We start from the raw sequence: 15,752 nt of genomic DNA, 5'->3' as shown, positions 1-15,752 counted from the left end.
ACGGGTGCGGTAGTCCATGGCGACCACGGACATCAACCAGGCCAAACGCGACGCCGCCGATCTGAGCGCGCCCGCACACGCATCGAAGGGCCTCGAACACCTGGTGATCGCCGTCCGCAGCTACATCACCTGGTGCCTGGACCTGCTCGGCTCCGGCGACCCGGCCGCTGCTCCCGATTTCTCGGCCCTGATCACCAATCCCGCCACGAACGAACACGGCACCGGTAATTACAAGGACCTGGCGGACAAGACGAACACCTCCGAATTGACGACCGCGTACAACGCGAACGTCCAACATGTCGACAACGTGAACGCGGATCTGGTGCGCTACGACAAGGGCGTGGGCGGACGGGTGGCGGACGTCGCCGGCATCGCGGGCAACGCCTGCAAGAGCATCGACGGAGCGATCGGCGACCTGCATTCGGCCATTCCCGCGAGTCTGCCGACCCCGACGTCCTACAAGGACGAGGGTCCGATCATCCACGCCTGCTTCAAGGCGGTGAACGACGTCCACTCCGACATGCAGGACGCTGCCACGCGCATCCAGCAGCACGCGGCCGGGGTCGGCGACACCGACCCGCCGGTCGTCACAACCGGCGACCACGGTGGCCGCGGCGGTGACGGCAGCCCCCCGACCTACACCACACCGCTGACGGATTCGCAGATCCAGGGCCTGATCGGCGGCGTCACCGACTCGACCAAGAAGAAGTTCCTGGACACCGCGCTGAAACAGGTCGGCGACCCGTACGTGTGGGGCGCCGAGGGCCCGAACGCCTTCGACTGCTCCGGATTGGTGCAGTACTCGGCCGAGCAGGCCGGTATCCACAACATGCCGCGTACCGCCTCCGCGCAGTACAACGCCACCAAGAACCATCCGGTCAACCCCGGCGACCTCCAGCCCGGCGACCTGATCTTCCCGGACGCCGAATTCAACGGCGGCAACCCCGGACACGTCATGATCTATGTCGGCAACGGACAGGTCGTCGAGGCACCGCACACCGGCGACCACGTCAAGGTCATCAAACTGACGGCGGTCGGCGGCTACCACGCCACCCGCTTCTGATCGACACCCCGCGCACCTTCGGGTCGGGCGGAAAATGTCCGATTGACCGTCGCACCACCGGTTTCGTATCGTGTCCGGGCGGACCGCCGGAACCCGGGTCCGCCCCACGCCACCAGCCACTGCACCGGGTTCCCACCCACGCGGATCGAGCCTTGCCATGCAGAACCGGATCACCGGAAGGCACGCGCCCGGCGGACCGTCCCCCGCGACCACCGGCGAGCTCGCGGGAGACTCGATCGCATGAACGCGGTCACCCGATTGACCCTGGTGACCCACGCGATCACCGATGCGGTTCAGGCCGCCCGGTTCCCCGCGGACGAGCCGCTCAACGCGCTCGGGCGCCGCGCCGCCGACCGGGCCGCCGGCCTTCCCTGCGCCACCCACCCCGACCTGATCCGGCTCGCGCCGGAGCTACGCGCGACGGAAACCGCTGCGGCACTGCGTCTGCCGGGCGAGATCGACCCGGCCCTGGCCGACCTGCACCACGGTCGCTGGGCCGGGACGAGCATGGACACGGTACCGGCCGAGGACCTGACCGCCTGGCTCACCGATCCCGAATTCCGTGGCCACGGCGGCGAATCCCTGACCGACCTCCTCGACCGGGTCCGGGCCTGGCTCGATCGGACGGTCGAGGAACCGGGGCGCATCGTCGCCGTCACCCACCCCGCGATCGCCCGCGCCTGCGTCCTGATCGCCCTCGATTCCCCGGCCCGCTCGTTCTGGCGGCTCGACATCCCACCACTCAGCGTCACCACACTGCATCACCGCGGCACCGGCTGGACCGTGCGCGGCACCGCCCGCGAGCTGTAACCGACAGCCCGCGAGACAGGAACCTCCGCGTAGCGCGGGGCCGACGCCGACCTGTAACCGGATGCGCCGCAGCCGGTTACAGTTGCGTCCCCGGTGGATGCTCAGCAGCCCTGCAGGACCCCGGCCATCGCGTCGTGCTCGGCCGGGGTCACCCACAGCCCGTAGATCGACTTCACCTGGATCTGCCGCTCGACATAGATGCAGCGGTAACCGGCCTGCGGCGGCAGCCATTCCGCGGCGTCGTCGTCGCCCTTGCCCTCGTTGGTCGGCCCGTCCACGGCCTGCAGGTTACGCGGATCGTTGGCCAGATCACGGCGCTTCTCCGGCGAAAGCTGTTGCGCCCCGGTCTCCCACGCGTCGCCGAGCGGAACCATGTGATCGATCTGCACGGCGCTGCTCTTCGGCCCGCGCGCGAATGCGATCGTCTTACCGGTGTAGACGTCGTGCAGAGTGCCGGACTGGATCTGGCAGCCGGTGACAGGCTGGATATCGACCATGTCGCGGCGCAGGATGTCGTCGCGGGTATCGCACTTGTTGTGGCCGCCGGGCGCGTCGTTGTCGTCGGTCCAGGCCTGCCCGAACTTCTCACGGTCGTAACCGGCCTTCGAGGCGGCGGCCTTGATCTGCAAGGTGGCCAGCATATTCCGCGCGTCCGCGGCACTCATCGGAGCGGGCAGGTTCGGCCCCGGTTGGCCGGCCCCCGGGTTCACCGGCGCACTGGCCGGCGTGGTGCTCGGCTTGCATCCGCTCAGCAATGCGGCGACCGCCACAACACTCAGGGCCAGCTTGGTGACGGTCCTCATCGATCATCCTTCGACGCGCAGCAATTCCACTGCCCGGAGCGCCTTTTCCGCAGCGCACTCCGAACAGATCCAATTGTGCATCACACCAGTGGGATTCAACCCATCGATCAGCAGAGACCGAACGAAACCGTCCGCTGCGTGTCCGCCGATCGGACGCGGACCAGCCCCAACGACGGAATCTCCCCGGTGCCCGCCCGATGACCCGCCCACACCGGCGCCGCCGTGACGACCTGGCGATCCCCCCATCGCGAGGACCTGGCGACCCGCCCTCGCGCCGGCGATCCAGCCGTCGCGGCAACCTGGCGATCCAGCCGTTGCGGCAATCTGGCGATCCAGCCGTTGCGGCAATCTGGCGATCCAGCCGTTGCGGCAATCTGGCGATCCAGCCGTCGCGGCAACCTGGCGATCTTGCCGTTGCGACAACCTGGCGATCCCCTGCCGCCGTGACGATCCGGCGATCCCCTGCCGCTGTGACGATCCGGCGATCCTCCCGTCGCGACGGCCCGGCGATCCCCCCGTCGCGACGACCCGGCGATCTTGTGCCGCGTCAACCCTGTCGGCCCCCAACGCATTCCATCCGTCACGACTCGAGGCGCCAGCCGGACTCCTCGAACACCCAGCGTTCCCCGGAACCGTCGAGCGCGAGATAGGTGGCGCCGACCGGCAATTCGACCACCTCCCCGGCCTGCTCGGCCCGGCGCAGCGAGTCCACCGCCAGCCAATAGGCGTGATGCGCGCCTTCGGACTCCCATCGCGCGAGTTCGACCGCGGCCGTGAAATGTTCGTCACGCCGGTACCCGTCACCACCGGCGCAGGTCCAGTACAACACCCGCCGGGCGGCGCCGGGCGACCACCCGTGCGGGACCAGCGCCCGCGCACCCCCACACACCGGACACGCCCCCACCGGCTGTGGCGCACAACGGAACAGCAGCCAATGCAGATCGATCACACTGTGCTCGGTATCGGCCGCGGTCTCCGCCCCACCCGGGCACAGACAGTCCGGGCAACACAGATCGAGCAGACCGCTGCCGGTACCCGGCCACCCGCTCGGCCACTGCGCCCCACACCGCCCACAGCTGTACTGGTTGCGGCCAGGCCCGGTGACATCGAAAGCGGAACGGAAATCCGGCTTCTCGCGCAACGGTCCGAGGTAGCCCGGATATCGGCCGAGCCGGCGCGGCCACCGGCCGTAGCCGTCGGCGGGCCAGAGCAGGCCGATGCACCGCGCCGCCTCGCCCGCATCCCAACTAGAGCCCGCCCGCGGCCCGAGGCCCTCCCCGTTCAGCCGATCGGCGAGATCGCCCAGATCCCCGAAGGTCTCGGCATCGAGCTCGGCCAGCCGCCGCACCGCCGTGTCCTCGAACCCGGCCGTGCGGGCCGCCGCGAAATCCGCACAGCCCACCGCCGCCTCGACTCGCGCCCGCGACAACCGATCCCGCTCCGCGCGCACCGCCTGCGACGCCCGCTCATCCGCACTCCCGGGCCATCGCTCGATCCCAGGATCCCCGTACATTCGCCGTGGCACGACCCCAGCATGCCAACAACCACCCGAATCGCGGAACCGATGCGACCCGCCGATTCACACCCGTGATCGAGCGCCGCAAAGAGCGCCACCCCCAACCGATCCCGGCGACGATCGCCCTCCACCCCCCTGCGGCACTCCATGTTCCGCTGCGGCACACGAGGCCGCGCTGTGCGGCACTGCATGTTCCGTGGGGTGATCGGACGCGGCGCTGTGCCACCACACGATCCGTAGCGGTGATCGGACGCGGCATTGTGCGGCACTGCATGTTCCGCAGCGGCGATCGGACACGACGCTGTGCGGTACCTGACGTTCCATAGCGGCGATCGGACGCCGCGCTGTGCCACCACTCGATCCGTAGCAGCGACCAACCTCCGCAACGGGCGCGACCGGCCGGTCACAGCAATCGCGCCTCGCGGCGGTGCGACCGGGTTGGCCAGATCCGTAGCGGCAATCAACTTCCGCAGCGGGCGTAGCCTGCCGATTCGCAACGGCGACCGGACTCCCGAACCGCATGACCCGCCGCTCGACGGCGACCATCGAGTTCCGCGATCGGCGTGCCCTGCTGTGTAGGAAGCGGTCGGCGGCAGCCCGCCCGCGACGCGCCTCAGGCGGCGATGTCGAAGAGGGTCAGCTCCGCGCGGGCGGCCGCACGCTGCTCGGCGCGTTCGCGCATCGCGCAGGTCGGGCCGATGCCCTCGGCGACCGACGCCGCCGAGACGAGCCAGCCGTGACAGCGGCGGCAGTGGGTGACGAGCCGGACCTCCGGGTGGTCCTCGGTATCGGCCATGTCGATCTCCTCCGGCCGTGGTGGTACTGACCGAAGGATCGCACACGGCACCGACATGTTCCGCGATGCCCGCACCGGTCACGCGGGCACCGCGGCAGCGGACTACAGCCGCTCGATGATGGTGGCGTTGGACATGCCGGCGCCCTCGCACATGGTCTGCAGGCCGTAGCGGCCGCCGGTGGCCTCGAGGTGGTTGAGCAGGGTGGTCAGCAGGCGGGTACCGGAGGCGCCGAGCGGATGGCCCAGCGCGATCGCGCCGCCGCGCGGGTTCAGCCGCTCCGGATCGGCGCCGAACTCGCGCTGCCACAGCAGCGGCACCGGCGCGAACGCCTCGTTCACCTCGTAGGCGTCGATGTCGCCGATGGACAGCCCCGACCGATCCAGCGCGCGGCGGGTCGCGGGGATCACGCCGTCGAGCATCAGCATCGGATCGCTGCCGGTGACCGCGAACGTGTGGAACCGGGCCCGGGGCCGCAGGCCCAGCGCGGCGGCGCGTTCCTCGCTCATGATCAGGACCGCGGACGCGCCGTCGGTGAGCGGCGAGGAATTGCCCGGCGTGATCCGCCAGTCGATCTCGGGGAAGCGCGCACCGAGCTCCGGATCCCGGAACGACGCCTTCAACCCCGCCAGCCCCTCGGCAGTGGTGCTCGGGCGGACCGTCTCGTCGACGCCGCGGGCGACGCCGTCGACCTCCACCGCCACGATCTCGGCGTCGAACCCGCCCGCGGCCGCGGTGCTCGCGGCCCGCGCGTGCGAGCGGGCCGAGTACTCGTCGAGCGTCTCGCGGTCCAGCTTCCAGCGCGCGGCCAGCAGCTCCGCCGAGATGCCCTGATTGACCAGACCCTCCGGGTACCGGGCCGCGACCAGCGGTCCGGCGGCGTCGCGGCCCATCGGCGAGGTACCCATCGGCACCCGGCTCATCGACTCCACACCGCAGGCGATCGCGACATCGTAGGCGCGGGCGATGACGCCCTGCGCCGCGAAATGCGCCGCCTGCTGGCTGGAACCGCACTGCCGGTCCACCGTCGTGGCGGGCACGTGCTCCGGGTAACCGGCGCCGAGCACCGCACTGCGGGCGATGTTCAGCGCCTGCTCACCGGCCTGCCCGACGCAACCGCCGATGACATCGTCCACCACGCCCGGGTCGATGTCGGTGCGGGCGACCAGGGCGCTCAGCACGTGCGACAGCAGCGCGGCGGGATGCACGCCGGACAGCTGCCCGCCCGGCTTTCCCTTGCCGGACGGCGTACGAACGGCATCGACGATGACAGCGGTGGTCATGGACTCCTCCTCGGGTTCGGCAGGACGCCGAGATGTCTCTAACGATCGCTAGATAGGGCGGGATGGGTCAAGGCGTACGGTGACGATCGAGAGATGGGTCACAAACTATCTAACGCTCGCTAAATTCCGGCTAATGTCCCGTGGTTGATGACGCCGCATGAACCACCCGCCACGACCGTCGCCGACTGGCGGCGGCACGAGCCGCTGGAGTTGACCCCGCTGCTGACCGCGGCGCTGGAGGCGTTCTACGAGAACGGCTTCCACGGCACCACGGTCCGCGACATCGCCCGCCGGGTCGGGCTGACCGTGCCCTCGCTCTACTACCACCACGAGAGCAAGGAGGGTGCGTTCGTCACGCTGCTCGAGGTGGGCACCACCGAGGCCGCCGGACGGGTGCGCGCCGCCGCGGCGGCCGGTTCCGGCCCGCGGGAACAGTTCGCGAACGTGATCGAGGCCCTCGTCCGGCACATGACGTACCGGACCCGCCTGGCCGCACTGGATCTGGAACTGCGCCACCTGTCCCCCGACAACCGCAAGCGATACGCCGCCCGCCGCAAGGAGATCGAGACGGTCCTCTACGACGTGCTGGCCGCCGGCGTCGCCGACGGGACCTTCGCCACCCCGCACCCGGACGAGACGGCCCGGGCCCTGCTCGGCATGTGCCAGTCGATCGCCCGCTGGTACCAGCCCGGGGGGCCGCTGGACCCGGACGAACTGGCCGCCCGCTACGTCGGCATCGCACTGGCCGCGGCCCGCGCCACCGGCGACTGACGCCGGCTCACAGCGTCACGACCAGCCTCCTGCCGTTCGAAGTGGTTCGCCGCCAAGCGGTTTCGATCCCGCTGAGCGGGACCACGTCCAGCGCGACGGCGAGTGCCCCGGACCGCGTCCAGTCCACGATCCGCCGGTACACCACACCCATCGTTTCCGCGTTCAAACCCTTTGCGGCCCCGTAGATCTCGACGCCGGAGGTGCGCAGGCTGTCGGCGCTCACGGTGAGCGCGGCCCCCGCCGACTCGCCCACCTGTACCAGCCGGGTCGGTCGCGGGAACCCGAACGACGCGGGAACCAGTGTGCGCAACAGTATCCCGGTCGGCCGCCCCCAGAGGTAATCCAGCACGACGTCGTACCCGTCGCCGCGGGCCGCCGTGAACGCCTGCGCCAGTTCGTCGTCCGCGACCGACGTGTCGATCACCGTATCGGCGCCGAGCTCCCGAACCTCCGCCAGCTGCACCGGATCCCGTCCCGTGGCCACGATCCGCCCCGCCCCGAGCAGCCGGGCCACCTGCACCGCCAGCCTTCCCGCCACCCCGGTCGCCCCCTGGATCAGCACGGTCTCCCCGGCCGTGAACCCGGCGGCCGTCACGATCGACATGCCGGTGACGGCCGTGGCCAGCACCGGCGCGACCGTCGGCTCGATACCGTCGGGGATCGGCGCGTACGCCCCCGCGGGCACCACGGTCCGCTCGGCGAGCGCACCGTAGGGCGCCCGCGGATTCCCGAAACCGACCAGGGTGCCGTCCGGCAACGTGCCGACACCGTCGAAGGCCGGGACCATCGGCAACTGTGCGGTGAAACCCGCACTCGCGTAATGGGTCCCGGCCGCGATCGCCCGATCGACATTCTCCACGGCGACCGCCCGGACCTCGATGATCACCTCCCCGTCGCCGGCGACGGGATCCGGAAAGTCCTCGTACCGTGGCACACCCCCGATCTCGTGCAGAACCGCCGCCTTCACAGATCCTGCCCGAAGAACGCCGCGATCCGGCCCTGCCACCGGGCGAGCACCCGCGGCGGCCGCCCCGCCGAATGATTCCACCGCCCACGCCCCGAATGCCCGTGCGCGGCAGGCAACGACAACCCGTGCCGAATCCCGCCCTGATGCCCCGGCTCCCGCTCGACATGCGCGGGAACTCCCGGAATCCGATGGGTAACCCGATGCAGCCGATCCGTCGACGACTGTTCTTGTGTCACAACAGTTCTCCTGTGCCCCGCGACAACCCGGGCCGCCGCGTCCCTATCAGTGATAGGGAAAACTCTATCACTGATAGACTGCCGCCGGGAGGTGCGAACTGTGGCATTGGATCGACAGCGGATCGTCACCGAGGCGATCACCCTGCTGGACGCCGACGGACTCGACGGCGTGACGCTGCGCAAACTGGCGGCCCGCCTCGGCGTGCAACAGCCGACCCTGTACTGGCACCTGCCCAACAAGGCGGCCCTGATCACCGCACTGGCCGACGAGATCCTGGCCCGGGAATTCGGCGAACCGCCCCCACCGGACCCGGACCAACCCTGGCCCGCCTGGCTCACCGCCTTCGCCGAACGTCTCCGCCGAGCCCTGCTCGCCCACCCCGACGGCGCCCGCGTCCTGTCGTCGGCCCAACTGTCCCGCAAGATGGCCGAACTCTCGGAACTGGCGATGAGTACTCTGGTGGCCCACGGCATCTCGCTGCACCGAGCCCGCGTCATCGTCCTGACCGTGGAACGGTTCACCGTCGGCCACGTCCTCGAGGAACAGGCCCCCCGCCCCGACGAAGCCGCCCTGAAGGATTTCGACCTGCCCACCTTCACCCGGCAGCACCCCACCGTCGTCGCGGCCATCACCGAATACTTCGCCCCCGGCCGCACCGTCGACGACCTCTTCCGGGACTGCCTCGACGTGGTCGTCGCCGGCGCCACCGCCCGCACCGAAACCGACTGAGGCGCAACCGTACCGCGTACTGCCGCCGAATACGCGGCCGCACGGCCGGATCGGGGGACGGTGGCGGATGCCGGATCGTTCGTCGGTGCCGACGGGGCAGGACGACCGCCCTGCACATCCTCGCGGAGGACCGGCGATACCGAAGGCCGGGAAGAGGTTTCGATCAGTCCACGCCCGGCGCCCCGCAGCCCGTGTGGTGCCCGTGGCCGCGCGGGTGCGGTATCCCCGTGGCGCCGCTCGAATCCCGTTCGGCGCGTGTGCAATTTCGACGCCATGTTCGAATGACATTCCGCCCCAGGCGAATCCGCTGGTTTTCGGGCCGACAGGCCGGGCTCGATGTGTACGAGCGTCCGAGCGACGGACGAAGCTTCGCTTGCCGAGGTGACCAGTTCGACGAGAGTTCACATCGCAGAACGGCGCGTCCGGGCACCAAGAAATGAGGGAGTTTTTCCTTCCCTTTTCAATATATAGCGCACAGGGGGGCTTGTGGCAAGGCCCGGGGTATGCGGCACAATCTCCCGCCGAGGCCGGTACCTGCGGAAATCGTGGTTTCACGCATGTTCGCACGGAATGCGTCGCGATGCTGCGGCGTGACCGGCCGGAAGGAGAAATCGACGAATGGGGCGGTTCATGTTCGATGTGGTCATTGCCGGTGGCGGGCCGACCGGTTTGATGCTGGCGAGCGAACTGCGGATGCGCGGTGTGCGCACGCTCGTGGTGGACAAGGAGCCGGAACCGACGAAGGTCGTCCGCTCGCTCGGACTGCACGTCCGCAGCATCGAGTTGATGGATCAGCGCGGGCTGCTGGAACGTTTCCTGGAATTCGGGACGCGGCACGAGACCGGTGGTTTCTTCGCCGCGATGGGTAAACCGTGGCCGGCCGGGATGGACACCGCGCACGGGTATGTGCTGGGCATTCCGCAACCCCGTACCGAACAACTGCTGACCGAGCACGCCGTCGGATTGGGCGCGGAGATCCGGCGCGGCGCCGAGGTGGTCGCCGTGACCCAGGACGAGGAGGGTGTGACCACCGAACTGGCCGACGGCACGCGGCTGCGGTCGGATTACCTGGTCGGCTGCGACGGCGGCCGCAGCACGGTGCGCAAACTGGCCGGGATCGCATTCCCGGGCGAGCCGAGCCGGGTCGAAACCCTCATCGGTGAGATGGCGATGACCACACCGCAGGAGACGATCACCGCGGTGATGACCGAGATCCGGGAGACGCAGAAGCGATTCGGCATCGGACCGGTCGGCGACGGCATGTACCGGGTCGTCGTCCCGGCCGCCGGACTCGCCGAGGAACGCGGGATCGCACCGACCTTCGACGAGATCCGGGCGCAGTTGCGAGCAGTCGCGGGCACCGATTTCGGGGCGCACTCACTGCGCTGGCTGTCCCGGTTCGGCGACGCCACCCGGCTGGCCGAGCACTACCGATCCGGCCGGGTCCTGCTGGCCGGGGACGCGGCCCACGTCCACCCGCCGACCGGCGGACAGGGCCTCAACCTCGGCATCCAGGACGCGTTCAACCTCGGCTGGAAACTCGCCGCCCAGCTCGCCGGCCGAGCCCCGGCGGACCTGCTGGACAGCTACGAATCCGAACGGCATCCGGTGGCCGCCGGCGTGCTGACCAACACCCGCGCGCAGATGGAACTGCTGTCCACCGAGCCCGGCGCGCAGGCGGTCCGCGCCCTGGTCTCCGAGCTGATGGACTTCGAAGAAGTGAACCGGTACCTGATCGAGAAGATCACCGCGATCAGCGTCCGCTACGACTTCGGTGACAACCATCCGCTGGTCGGCCGCCGGTTGCGGGACATCCAACTGAAGCAGGGGCGCCTGTTCGAGCTACTGCGCACCGGCCGCGGCCTGCTGCTCGACCGCACCGGCCGGCTGTCGGTGGACGGTTGGTCCGACCGGGTCGATCATGTCGTCGACGCCACCGAGGAGATCGACGTGCCCGCAGCACTGCTGCGGCCGGACGGGCACGTGGCCTGGGTCGGCGACGACCAGCGAGAACTGCCCGACCGGCTGACGCGCTGGTTCGGCCCGGCCGAGTAGCCGATCGCTGAGCGGCGCGGCCCGGCATGGTCGGTACAGCCCGTGCCGGGCCGCGCCGACCCGGAGCCACCTGCCCGGCCGGCACGGTTCGAACCGCCCGGCACGGTCCGCGTGGTTCGAACCGGCTGCCCGGCTCGGTCCGTCGTTCGACCGTCCGGCCTTTCGACCGTCCGGCCTTTCGACCGTCCGGCCTTTCGACCGTCCGGCGATTCGACCGCCTGGCTCGACCGTCCGGCGATTCGACCGTCCGGCGCGCCGGGGACGCCTTTCTGTCGCCGGGCCGTAGTAGGTTCGCGGCGCGAGGGTTTCCGGTCGATCGGGCAGGAGGTTCGGATGCAGGGGTCGGTGGCGGTCCGCAAGGACATGGTGCGGCTGCCCGGCGGGACGTTCGCCATGGGTTCGCCGGACTTCTTCCCCGAGGAACGTCCGGTGCGCGAGACGACCGTGGACCCGTTCTGGATCGACACCCATCCGGTGACGAACGCCGCCTACCACCGATTCGTCCGCGAGACCGGCTACGTCACGGTCGCCGAGCGCGATCCGGATCCGGCCGACTTCCCCGAGGCCGACCCCGCGGCGCTGGTCCCGGGCGCGCTGGTGTTCCGGGCCACGCCCGGACCGGTGCCGCTGGACGACTTCCGCCGCTGGTGGGCCTACGTCCCCGGCGCGAACTGGCGGCATCCCGGCGGGCCGGGCACGACGCTGGACGGACGCACCCGGCACCCGGTCACCCAGCTCGCCTACCCGGACGTCCTCGCCTACGCCCAGTGGGCGGGCAAGACGCTGCCGACCGAGGCGCAGTGGGAGTTCGCCGCCCGCGGTGGCCTGCCCGCGGCGACCTATCCGTGGGGCGACGACTTCGCCCCACGCGGGCGGCGGATGGCCAACACCTGGCAGGGCCGGTTCCCGTGGGAGTTCCTGCCCGGCCGGGGCCAGGCCGACCGGCCGGGCACCACCGTCGTCGGCGCCTATCCGCCCAACGGGTACGGGCTGTTCGACACGGCCGGCAATGTCTGGGAATGGACCGCCGACCCCTATCGCCCCGGCCACGCCCCGGCCGGCTCCTGCTGCGCGCCGCGACCGGCCGGCGACACCCAGTCCCGCCGGGTGATCAAGGGCGGCTCATACCTGTGCGCACCCGACTACTGCCTGCGCTACCGGCCCGCGGCCCGCCAGGGCCAGGCCGAGGACACCGCCACCTGCCATCTCGGATTCCGGTGCGTGACACCCGGCTGAGCCAAGTTCGCTGGATATTCGCCGCAGTCGGGTAACGAGTCGCGAGATCCGGCCCGGACGCCGTCGCGGCCTGCCTAGCCTGCTGTCATGACGCCGTTCGACGACGAACAGCTCCTGCCGCCGCAATCCCCCGCACGCCACCATCGCGGCGGGCTGTCGCGCGGGTCGATCCTCGGCGGTCTGGCCGCCGCCGGCGCGGGCGCCGCCACGGTGCCGCTGGTCGCCGGCTGCGACCACGGCAGCCCCGCCGGTCCGCCCGGCTACGGCACCGGCATCGCCGCCGGGTTCGACGGCACGATCGCGCTCGACGTGCGCGATTCCGCCCCCGACTGGAAACCGTTCCAGACCCCGGTCGCGCGCGAGGACGCCCCGAACGTCCTGGTCGTGCTCTACGACGACACCGGGATGGCGGCCTGGTCGCCCTACGGCGGCCGCATCGAGATGCCGGTCATGCAACGGCTGGCCGACAACGGGCTCACCTACACCCAGTGGCACACCACCGCCCTGTGCTCCCCGACCCGCTCCTGCTTCCTGACCGGTCGCAACCACCACGTGAATCGTTTCGCGTCGATCGCGGAGGGCACCACCGGATTTCCGGGTTCGGCGGGCCGGCTGCCCGCTCAGTGCGCCACGATCGGCCAGGTGCTGCAGGACAACGGCTACAGCACGTTCTGGGTCGGCAAGGACCACAACGTGCCGGTCTCGGACGCCGCCGGCGGCGGCAGCCGGTCGCAGTGGCCGTTGCAGATGGGCTTCGACCGGTTCTACGGATTCCTCGGCGGCGAGACCAACCAGTGGTATCCGGCCCTGGCCCAGGACAACATGTTCATCGACCAGCCCTACCCTCCCGAGCAGGGCTATCACCTGTCGAAAGACTTGGCCGACAACGCGATCCGGATGCTGCGCGATCAGCGTTCCAGCAATCCGTCCAAACCCTGGTTCCTCTGGTTCTGCCCCGGCGCCAACCACGCTCCGCACCACAGCCCCGCCGAATACGCCGACCGATACCGCGGCCGGTTCGACGACGGCTACGAGGCCTACCGGGAATGGGTGCTGGCCCGCATGATCGACAAGGGCATCATGCCCGAGGGCACCGCGCTCACCCCGATCAATCCGCTGCCGGCGGACGTGGCACTGCCCGCCGACATGGTCCGGCCCTGGGATTCGCTGAACGCCGACGAGAGGAAACTGTTCGCGCGGATGGCCGAGGTCTTCGCCGGCTTCTCCGAATACACCGACGCCCAGGTCGGCCGCATCGTCGAATTCCTGGAACACAGTGGGCAACTGGACAATACGCTCATCTTCTACTGCGCCGACAACGGCGCCTCCGGCGAGGGCTCCCCGAACGGCTCGGTCAACGAGAACAAATTCTTCAACGGCTATCCGGACGATCTGGCCGAGAACATGCGCTACATCGACCGGCTCGGCAGCCCCGACACCTACAACCACTATCCGACCGGCTGGGCGACCGCGTTCTCCACGCCGTTCCAGATGTTCAAACGCTACTCACAGTTCTCCGGGGGCACCTGCGATCCGCTGGTCATCCACTGGCCCAAGGGAATTCGGGCCAAGGGGCAGATCCGGCACCAATACCACCACGCGGTCGACATCGTGCCGACCATCCTCGACGCAGCCGGGGTCGAGATGCCGGCGGAATACCGCGGCGTGAAACAGTATCCGCTGAACGGGATTTCGATGCGGTACAGCTTCGACGACGGCGCCGCGCCCACCACCCGCAAGCGCCAGTACTACGCCATGCTCGGCACCCGCGGCATCTGGGCCGACGGCTGGAAGGCCTCCGCCCTGCACGCGCCGATCAGCGGTAAGGGCCATTTCGACCGTGACGAGTGGGAGCTGTTCCACGTCGACGCCGACCGCTCCGAATCCACGAACCTCGCCGACCGGTACCCGGACAAACTGCGGGAGTTGATCGCGGCCTGGGATGAGGAGGCGCGCGACAATTTCGTGCTGCCACTCGACGATCGGACCGCGGTCGAGATCCTGCTGTCGCCCAGGCCGCAGGCCGAACCGCCGCGCACTCGCTATTTCTACTATCCCGATGCCGCACCGGTTCCCGAGGCGGTGGCGGTGAACATCCGCGGCCGCTCCTACAAGATCCTCGCCAACGTCGAGATGGATCGGGACGCGGAGGGCGTGCTGTTCACCCAGGGCTCCCGATTCGGCGGGCATGTGCTGTTCATCGCCAACGGCGTGTTGCACTACGTCTACAACTTCCTCGGCATCGCACCGGAACAGGATTTCGTCTCCCCGCAACTGACCCCGGGAAGGCATTCGCTCGGTGTGGAATTCACCCGCGAAAAGGCCGGAGACCACGCGGAATCCCTCGGTACGACCACCCTGTACGTCGATGACCAGCCGGTCGCCTCCGGGCCGATGCGCGCCCAGATCGGTCCGTTCGGCCTGGCCGGAGACGGCCTGTGCGTCGGCTACGCCGCCGGCGACCCCATCTCGGCGCAACTACCGAAGTGCCGGGAGTTCAGCGGCGGTACCGTCCAGGTGGTCATGGTCGACGTGAGCCCGGAATCCTTCCTCGACCTGCAGCGCGAAGCCGCGGTGGCCCTCGCGCGGGACTGAAACCGGTACCATCGGCGGCGTTCAGCCCACCGCTTCCCTTTCCACGACCTGCAGCAGCGCCGAGGCGGCGGTGATCCGCTTGCCGCCGTTGCCCTCGTCGTGCAGGGTGAGGCGGACCGCGACCGTGCCGCCGGGGCCGGCGTAGGCGTCGCCGTCGGCGCGGAACGGACCGGTCTTGCCGCGTGCCAGGAACATCACGTGCCAGGACCGCATCTGCAGCAGGTCGGTGCCGGCGCGGGCGGCGGCCAGGTCGATCGCGGCGGTCTCCAGCAGCACGTGCTGTGGCCCGATGTGCAGCGCGCCGTCCGGGGAGGCGACATCCGTGGACAGCGGCGGCAGCACCCAGTGCCCGTCGCCGCGGCGGGACGCGCCGAACGCCTCCCACAGCGGCGGCAGGTCCGGGGAGTCGACGATCGTGAGCCGGTCCTCGTCCATCTTCACCAGACCGCCCGGCGGCGTGCCGATCCGGACGCCCTGTCCCTCGGTGAGCGCGATCACCCGGCCCGGATCGTCGGCGTCGACGATCCGGGATCGGCTGTAGCCCATACGCGTTCCCGGATGCAGGACCTCGGCGTCGACCACCTCGATCCGGCGCACATCGGCCGCCGGGTCGAGGATCTGGCACGAGTGCACGACCGGATTGGGGACGGTCTCCAGATCGGAGCCGACATTGCCCTCCGGCGCGCTGATCGACAGCGGCGCCACCAGCAATCCGCCTGCGACATTGCGCATGTCGCGGCGCAGGACGACCGTGTTGTCCTCCGGCCCGGTGTTCATCGAGCCGTGGTTGCGGCCGATGTAGCGGTAACTGAGCAGCCCGGTCCAGCGCGTGCGCAGCTCCGCCGCGTACGCCTCGGGATCGCCTGCCAGGTCCCGGATGTCGCGCACCATCG

14 protein-coding genes are annotated in these 15,752 nt (G+C 70.0%); 7 read left to right on the top strand and 7 right to left on the bottom strand.

Features of this window, described 5'->3' with window-relative positions; all coding sequences use genetic code 11:
• Positions 1–16 precede the first annotated feature (16 nt).
• Positions 17–1,063 (top strand): C40 family peptidase, encoded by a 1,047-nt coding sequence (locus tag NRB56_RS39040; RefSeq protein WP_227837875.1) that lies wholly within the window; start codon positions 17–19, stop codon positions 1,061–1,063.
• A gap of 240 nt (positions 1,064–1,303) precedes the next feature.
• Positions 1,304–1,873, top strand: a complete 570-nt coding sequence (locus NRB56_RS17105; RefSeq protein ID WP_153343367.1) for a histidine phosphatase family protein — start codon at positions 1,304–1,306, stop codon at positions 1,871–1,873.
• Between the two features lie 101 nt (positions 1,874–1,974).
• Here NRB56_RS17105 and NRB56_RS17100 read toward each other — a convergent pair whose 3' ends face one another.
• The 4 genes from NRB56_RS17100 to NRB56_RS17085 form a co-directional block, all read right to left on the bottom strand.
• On the bottom strand, positions 1,975–2,676 hold the full coding sequence (locus NRB56_RS17100) for an HNH endonuclease family protein (protein WP_153343365.1): 702 nt from the start codon (positions 2,674–2,676) through the stop codon (positions 1,975–1,977).
• A 580-nt stretch (positions 2,677–3,256) separates the two neighbouring features.
• The gene (locus NRB56_RS17095) at positions 3,257–4,201 is read right to left on the bottom strand and encodes a hypothetical protein (RefSeq protein WP_227837986.1); all 945 of its coding nucleotides are present in this window, start codon (positions 4,199–4,201) and stop codon (positions 3,257–3,259) included.
• Between the two features lie 604 nt (positions 4,202–4,805).
• Positions 4,806–4,988 (bottom strand): DUF6011 domain-containing protein, encoded by a 183-nt coding sequence (locus NRB56_RS17090; RefSeq protein ID WP_153343363.1) that lies wholly within the window; start codon positions 4,986–4,988, stop codon positions 4,806–4,808.
• 102 nt (positions 4,989–5,090) lie between these two features.
• A complete protein-coding gene (locus NRB56_RS17085; protein WP_153343361.1) occupies positions 5,091–6,269 on the bottom strand; it encodes a thiolase family protein in 1,179 nt (392 codons plus the stop codon).
• 147 nt (positions 6,270–6,416) lie between these two features.
• Here NRB56_RS17085 and NRB56_RS17080 point away from each other — a divergent pair, with 147 nt between their 5' ends.
• The gene (locus tag NRB56_RS17080) at positions 6,417–7,040 is read left to right on the top strand and encodes a TetR/AcrR family transcriptional regulator (protein WP_153343359.1); all 624 of its coding nucleotides are present in this window, start codon (positions 6,417–6,419) and stop codon (positions 7,038–7,040) included.
• Positions 7,041–7,047: 7 nt separating this feature from the next.
• Here the strand turns inward: NRB56_RS17080 and NRB56_RS17075 are convergent, their stop codons facing one another.
• On the bottom strand, positions 7,048–8,007 hold the full coding sequence (locus NRB56_RS17075) for a quinone oxidoreductase family protein (RefSeq protein ID WP_319943100.1): 960 nt from the start codon (positions 8,005–8,007) through the stop codon (positions 7,048–7,050).
• Positions 8,004–8,243 carry a hypothetical protein gene (locus NRB56_RS17070; RefSeq protein WP_153343357.1) on the bottom strand — a complete coding sequence of 80 codons (240 nt, stop codon included), beginning with the start codon at positions 8,241–8,243 and terminating at the stop codon, positions 8,004–8,006. The genes NRB56_RS17075 and NRB56_RS17070 overlap by 4 nt, the downstream gene beginning before the upstream one ends.
• A gap of 100 nt (positions 8,244–8,343) precedes the next feature.
• On the opposite strand from NRB56_RS17070, the gene NRB56_RS17065 reads away from it, so the two are divergent.
• The 4 genes from NRB56_RS17065 (at position 8,344) to NRB56_RS17050 (ending at position 14,859) form a co-directional block, all read left to right on the top strand.
• Complete coding sequence (locus NRB56_RS17065) at positions 8,344–8,973, top strand: TetR/AcrR family transcriptional regulator C-terminal domain-containing protein (RefSeq protein ID WP_319943099.1); 630 nt, start codon at positions 8,344–8,346, stop codon at positions 8,971–8,973.
• Positions 8,974–9,603: 630 nt separating this feature from the next.
• The gene (rox, locus tag NRB56_RS17060) at positions 9,604–11,028 is read left to right on the top strand and encodes a rifampin monooxygenase (protein ID WP_227837920.1); all 1,425 of its coding nucleotides are present in this window, start codon (positions 9,604–9,606) and stop codon (positions 11,026–11,028) included.
• Positions 11,029–11,361: 333 nt separating this feature from the next.
• On the top strand, positions 11,362–12,264 hold the full coding sequence (locus NRB56_RS17055) for a formylglycine-generating enzyme family protein (protein ID WP_227837873.1): 903 nt from the start codon (positions 11,362–11,364) through the stop codon (positions 12,262–12,264).
• Between the two features lie 87 nt (positions 12,265–12,351).
• A complete protein-coding gene (locus NRB56_RS17050; RefSeq protein WP_153343353.1) occupies positions 12,352–14,859 on the top strand; it encodes an arylsulfatase in 2,508 nt (835 codons plus the stop codon).
• Between the two features lie 21 nt (positions 14,860–14,880).
• On the opposite strand, the gene NRB56_RS17045 is transcribed toward NRB56_RS17050, so the two are convergent.
• On the bottom strand, positions 14,881–15,750 hold the full coding sequence (locus NRB56_RS17045) for a hypothetical protein (protein WP_153343350.1): 870 nt from the start codon (positions 15,748–15,750) through the stop codon (positions 14,881–14,883).
• Positions 15,751–15,752: the final 2 nt, after the last annotated feature.

Origin of the sequence: Nocardia aurantia (assembly GCF_009604425.1) — a bacterium.
Lineage (GTDB): Bacteria > Actinomycetota > Actinomycetes > Mycobacteriales > Mycobacteriaceae > Nocardia > Nocardia aurantia.
Note: the sequence above shows the minus strand (reverse complement) of the source record. Positions and strands in the feature narration are given on the sequence as shown.

Excerpts from the sequence above, each read along its gene's own strand:
- NRB56_RS39040 (WP_227837875.1), top strand. The coding sequence starts at position 17 with ATGGCGACCACGGACATCAACCAGGCCAAACGCGACGCCGCCGATCTG.
- NRB56_RS17105 (WP_153343367.1), top strand. The coding sequence starts at position 1,304 with ATGAACGCGGTCACCCGATTGACCCTGGTGACCCACGCGATCACCGAT.
- NRB56_RS17100 (WP_153343365.1), bottom strand. The coding sequence starts at position 2,676 with ATGAGGACCGTCACCAAGCTGGCCCTGAGTGTTGTGGCGGTCGCCGCA.
- NRB56_RS17090 (WP_153343363.1), bottom strand. The coding sequence starts at position 4,988 with ATGGCCGATACCGAGGACCACCCGGAGGTCCGGCTCGTCACCCACTGC.
- NRB56_RS17085 (WP_153343361.1), bottom strand. The coding sequence starts at position 6,269 with ATGACCACCGCTGTCATCGTCGATGCCGTTCGTACGCCGTCCGGCAAG.
- NRB56_RS17080 (WP_153343359.1), top strand. The coding sequence starts at position 6,417 with ATGACGCCGCATGAACCACCCGCCACGACCGTCGCCGACTGGCGGCGG.
- rox (WP_227837920.1), top strand. The coding sequence starts at position 9,604 with ATGTTCGATGTGGTCATTGCCGGTGGCGGGCCGACCGGTTTGATGCTG.
- NRB56_RS17055 (WP_227837873.1), top strand. The coding sequence starts at position 11,362 with ATGCAGGGGTCGGTGGCGGTCCGCAAGGACATGGTGCGGCTGCCCGGC.
- NRB56_RS17050 (WP_153343353.1), top strand. The coding sequence starts at position 12,352 with ATGACGCCGTTCGACGACGAACAGCTCCTGCCGCCGCAATCCCCCGCA.
- NRB56_RS17045 (WP_153343350.1), bottom strand. The coding sequence starts at position 15,750 with ATGGTGCGCGACATCCGGGACCTGGCAGGCGATCCCGAGGCGTACGCG.